The organism is Bradyrhizobium sp. (genome assembly GCF_016462955.1).
Classification (GTDB): Bacteria; Pseudomonadota; Alphaproteobacteria; order Rhizobiales; family Xanthobacteraceae; genus Bradyrhizobium.
In genome coordinates this window covers 1,816-6,034 of the sequence record NZ_JAEMSD010000382.1, presented here as the reverse complement: position 1 = coordinate 6,034, position 4,219 = coordinate 1,816, and the positions used below count along the sequence as shown (strand labels likewise).

7 protein-coding genes are annotated in these 4,219 nt (G+C 64.3%); 1 reads left to right on the top strand and 6 read right to left on the bottom strand.

What is annotated here, in order from left to right; genetic code table 11:
* The 3 genes from JHD07_RS29015 to JHD07_RS29005 all read right to left on the bottom strand — a co-directional run.
* On the bottom strand, positions 1 to 436 hold a 436-nt coding region (locus JHD07_RS29015; protein WP_291628397.1), incomplete at its 3' end, for a cyclic nucleotide-binding domain-containing protein.
* Between the two features lie 262 nt (positions 437 to 698).
* A complete protein-coding gene (locus JHD07_RS29010; protein ID WP_291628395.1) occupies positions 699 to 824 on the bottom strand; it encodes a hypothetical protein in 126 nt (41 codons plus the stop codon).
* Positions 825 to 919: 95 nt separating this feature from the next.
* Positions 920 to 1,621: a helix-turn-helix domain-containing protein gene (locus JHD07_RS29005; RefSeq protein ID WP_291628394.1), complete on the bottom strand. Its 702-nt coding sequence runs from the start codon at positions 1,619 to 1,621 to the stop codon at positions 920 to 922.
* Between the two features lie 152 nt (positions 1,622 to 1,773).
* On the opposite strand from JHD07_RS29005, the gene JHD07_RS29000 reads away from it, so the two are divergent.
* Complete coding sequence (locus JHD07_RS29000) at positions 1,774 to 2,091, top strand: cytochrome c (RefSeq protein WP_291628393.1); 318 nt, start codon at positions 1,774 to 1,776, stop codon at positions 2,089 to 2,091.
* A 6-nt stretch (positions 2,092 to 2,097) separates the two neighbouring features.
* Here the strand turns inward: JHD07_RS29000 and JHD07_RS28995 are convergent, their stop codons facing one another.
* The 3 genes from JHD07_RS28995 to JHD07_RS28985 form a co-directional block, all read right to left on the bottom strand.
* Positions 2,098 to 3,201, bottom strand: a complete 1,104-nt coding sequence (locus JHD07_RS28995) for an ABC-type transport auxiliary lipoprotein family protein (protein WP_291628391.1) — start codon at positions 3,199 to 3,201, stop codon at positions 2,098 to 2,100.
* Between the two features lie 3 nt (positions 3,202 to 3,204).
* Positions 3,205 to 3,972 (bottom strand): ABC transporter ATP-binding protein, encoded by a 768-nt coding sequence (locus JHD07_RS28990; RefSeq protein ID WP_291628390.1) that lies wholly within the window; start codon positions 3,970 to 3,972, stop codon positions 3,205 to 3,207.
* Positions 3,973 to 3,974: 2 nt separating this feature from the next.
* Positions 3,975 to 4,219 (bottom strand): ABC transporter permease (locus tag JHD07_RS28985; RefSeq protein WP_291628389.1); only part of this gene is annotated, 245 nt, incomplete at its 5' end.

The following is a 4,219-nucleotide window of genomic DNA, read 5'->3' as shown; positions in this document are numbered from 1 at the left end:
GGCGGGCGCAGAGCAGCTCGATGAATTTCATCGCGAGCGCCGGCTGGCTCTTCACGAAAGGCAGGAAGTCCCTGCGATCGATGACGTAGAGCTCGCAATTGGTGTTGGCCGTCGCATCCGCCGACCTGGGCGCGCCGTCGAGCACTGCGATCTCGCCAAAAATCTCCCCCGGGCCGATCAGATTGAGGATGGCATTCCGCCCGTCGGGCGACGAGGACGAGATCTTCACCGTCCCCGCGACTACCGCAAACAGGCTGTTGCCGGGATCGCCTTTGGCGGCGATCGTCGCGCCGCGCTTCACGGTGGTGTGCTTGGCATAGCGGCAGAGCTGATCGAGCGCCTCCGGCTCCAGATCCGCGAAGATCGGGTGCTTGCGCAGGACCGATAGTTTGTTGCCCGCCGACTGTCGGGCGTCTCCGGTCTTGTCCTGAGGCACGCCGCGGGGCTCCCAAGGCTACGAGGCACTGAGAGTCCCTGCCTAGTCAACGTTACCAGGCTTTTCAACCGGAAAGCACGATCGCGATATGAGACAAATGCCAAAAAAGCGGCCGCCAGCGCGCATCCGAAGGATGCGCCAATACACTAACATTGACGCAGAGTTGCAGATTGCGTAAGCCGCACTTGCGTTGAGATGCTGGCAAGCACTAACGCTGGGCCGCGCAACGCGGGCCACGTAAGCCGGCTAAATCCTGCGATCTTCAGCTCTTGGAATTGGAATCGAGCCGGCCCGAACTCGTTTGCCGGTCTGCCCAGGCCAGAACACCGGCAAACACGACGAAGATCGCCACGACGGCAACAGTCACCAGCAACGCATCAGCAGGCATCATGCTCCTCCCAGATTTGTTTGCGGCATTATTTGCGGGGCATGACCAGCGTCATTGATCGGGATCAAATCGCCGAGAGCGTTGTGGACGGGACGTCAGGCTGCCGCCATGGCCTCGACGCGAGCCGGATCGAGCAGGCTGATGCCGCCGTGAATGATCTCGATCACACCCAAGCGCTCCAGCTTGGTGAAGGTGCGGCTGACGGTTTCGATGGTCAGGCCGAGATAGTCGGCAATGTCCTGACGGCTCATTGGAAGCGCTATCGTGTCTGACAGCCCCTTGAGCGCCGCAAGCCGCTCACGCCAGCCGAGCAGGAAAGTCGCGACCTTCTCGTCGGCCGAGCGCCGGCCGAGCAGGACCATATGGTCGCGAGCCTGGCTCAACTCGCGAATGGCGAGCTCGTTGATCCGCCTGAGCAGCTGCGGCCGGTCTTCGATGAAACGACTGAAGGGCGTCTTTGCGAATTGACACACGGTGACGACGCCGATCGCATCGGCGGAAAAATTGTGCCGGCCGGACAGATTCATTCCCAGAAAGTCGCCGGGCAAGGCAAAGCCGACGATCTGCCGCCGTCCGTCGGGCAGCAGCTTGTACAACCGCATGACGCCTTCGAGGACGTTGTAGAACGAGGTCGTGATGTCCTCCTCGGAAAACACGGTCGCGCCCGACTCGAAATGGACGCGACGGCCGAGATGCTCGAACTGCCTGAGCTCGACCGCATCCAGCGACGAGCAGACCGCCGCACCGCGCACGGCACAATCGTCGCAAAAATGCCCGTTCGGCTCAATCGTGACCATCCACTGCTCCTCGCGCGGCCGCTCCCGACATGAGGTCGAGCCCAGCGCGCCGCTGCATTTTACTGCACCGTGGCGCAGCCGATTGACTCAGATCAAATTTGAGTGGCATCCCCGTCTTATTCTGCCCCCACGGTTCGACGGGATCACATTCCATGCTGCAAAGCGCTCTGCGTCACGGCCTGATCGGGCTGGTTCTGACTACGCCTGCGCTGGCGGCCCCTACGGCCGAGCAACGCGGCAAGGCCTTCGCCCAAGCCAATTGCGCACGCTGTCACGCCATCGACCGCGTCTCCAAAAGTCGGCTCGAGGCTGCGCCTCCGCTGCGCACCCTGCATCGACGCTATGCCATCGACAGCCTCGGTGAGGCGCTCGCCGAGGGGATCTACACCGGTCATGCCGCGATGCCCGCCTTCGAACTCGGCCCCGAGCAGATCCATGACCTGCTGTCCTACCTGAAGACGCTGGAGTAGCCGACCTCACACCGCCTGCACGGTCCAACCGATCAGCTCCTTCGCGAGGCGCGCGAAGGCGGCATCGAAGGCAGCGGCTGAAGCGGCAGGCTCGAGCTTTTCGAGCTTCTCGCTGGTCTCGATGAGGCGCGAGGCGACCACCTTGCCGTTCTTGTCGACGATCCGCGCCGACAGGGCGATCTCGGCCCGGGTCTCCCCTTCCGTCGCGATCCGGAAGCGGCGGATGTCGATCAGAAGCTGGTAGTCGGCTTGGCCGAGATCGGTCGTGCGCAGCGGTGCGTGGGCGATGTCATAGTTCTCGAAGCTGTCGATCAGGCGCGCCTGCACCAGTTTCGGAATGCTGTCGGCCCAGAGGAAATCGGCAAAGCCCGGCCGGTCTCCGGCTGGCGCGAACAGCATGCGCTGGGTCTGCAGCATTGCGACGGCGGTCGGCTCAGGGATGGCCAGCGACGCCGACAGCGTCTTGCCGGCCGGCCCGAGATTGTCCGGCGTGCGCAGGTCGTAGGTGACCTTCTGCGCAGGCGCGCCGCCGCCGGTCATCTTCTCCAGGCCCGCCAGGATGCCGTCGATCTTGCCGGTGTTGCGCGCAAGCCCGTCGGAGAAGGTCTTGAAATTGGCCATGGTGTCCTTCAGCGGGCCGGAATTGTCCTGAAGCACCGTATCGACCCGCCGCAGCGCATCGCGCGCTGCCTGCGTCATGCTCTGGCCGGCGCCGGCCTCGGCGATCAGGATCGGGAGCTCGCCGGATTTGGCGACGATCACGCCGCCCTCCAACGTCACCACGGGCACGCCGGTGAGGCCCTGGAATTCGAGGCCGACCTTGGTGTCGGCCCGGACCGGTGTCGTCGTGGCAACCGAGATCGTCGCATTGACGAAGCGCGGATTATCGGACGCAAGGCCGAGCTGGGTCACCTCTCCGACCCGAATGCCGTTGAACAGCACGCCCGCGCCGACGAGGAGACCGGGCACGGGACCCTGGAATTGCACGTGGTAGTTCGTGCGCGGCCCGATGCCGCCGGTGTTGTTCAGCCAATAGACGAATCCGAACACGGAGAGGATCGCGGCCAGCACGAAAGCGCCGATCAGCACGTAGGGAGCGCGGGTTTCCATCTTTCATCTCATCTCGTGTTGCAGCATCTGCGAGCGCTTGCCGTGGAAGTAGGCGCGCACCCAGGGATGCTCGGATTGCAGCAATTCGCGCATCGGTCCGATCGCCACGATCTTGCCGTCGGCGAGCGCGGCGACGCGGTTGCAGACCGTGGTCAGGCTCGCAAGATCGTGGGTCACCATGAAGACGGTGAGCCCCAGGGTCTTTTGCAGCGTCTTGATCAGCGCGTCGAACTCACCGGCCGCGATCGGATCGAGGCCCGAGGTCGGCTCGTCCAGGAACAGGATCGGCGGGTCGAGCGCGAGTGCGCGCGCCAGCGCCACGCGCTTGGTCATGCCGCCGGACAGCTCCGCCGGGTATTTGTCGGCGTCCTCGGCACGCAAGCCGACCATCTCGAGCTTCGCGATCGCGATCTCGTCCATCAGCTCCTGCGAGAGGACGAGATTCTCGCGCAAGGGGAACTGGACGTTCTGGCGGACCGTCAGCGAGGAGAACAGCGCGCCCTGCTGAAACAGGATGCCCCATGCCATCGCTGCGCCGCGGTCGTGACCGCCGGCCGCCTGTCCCATCACCTCGATGGTCCCGCTTCGGCGCGGGATGAGGCCGATGATGGTCCGCATCAGGACCGACTTGCCGCCGCCGGACGCGCCCACCAGGCCGAGGATCTCACCGCGCCGAACATCGAGCGAGAGATGGTCCAGCACGGTCTGGCGGCCGAAGCCGACCACGAGGTCGCGGACGCGGATCGCGAACTCGTCTTGCGGTCCGTCCATCGTCACATTCCGATCGATGCGAAGAAGATCGCGAACAGGCCGTCGAGCACGATCACCAGGAAAATCGACTTCACGACCGACGTCGTGGTCTGCCGCCCCAGCGACTCCGCGCTGCCCTTGACGCGCAATCCTTCGCTGCAGGCCACGATCCCGATCACCAGCGCCATGAACGGCGCCTTCAGGATGCCGACCTCGAAATGGGTGACGGAAATGGCCTCGTGCAACCGCGCGATGTAGATTGCCGGGA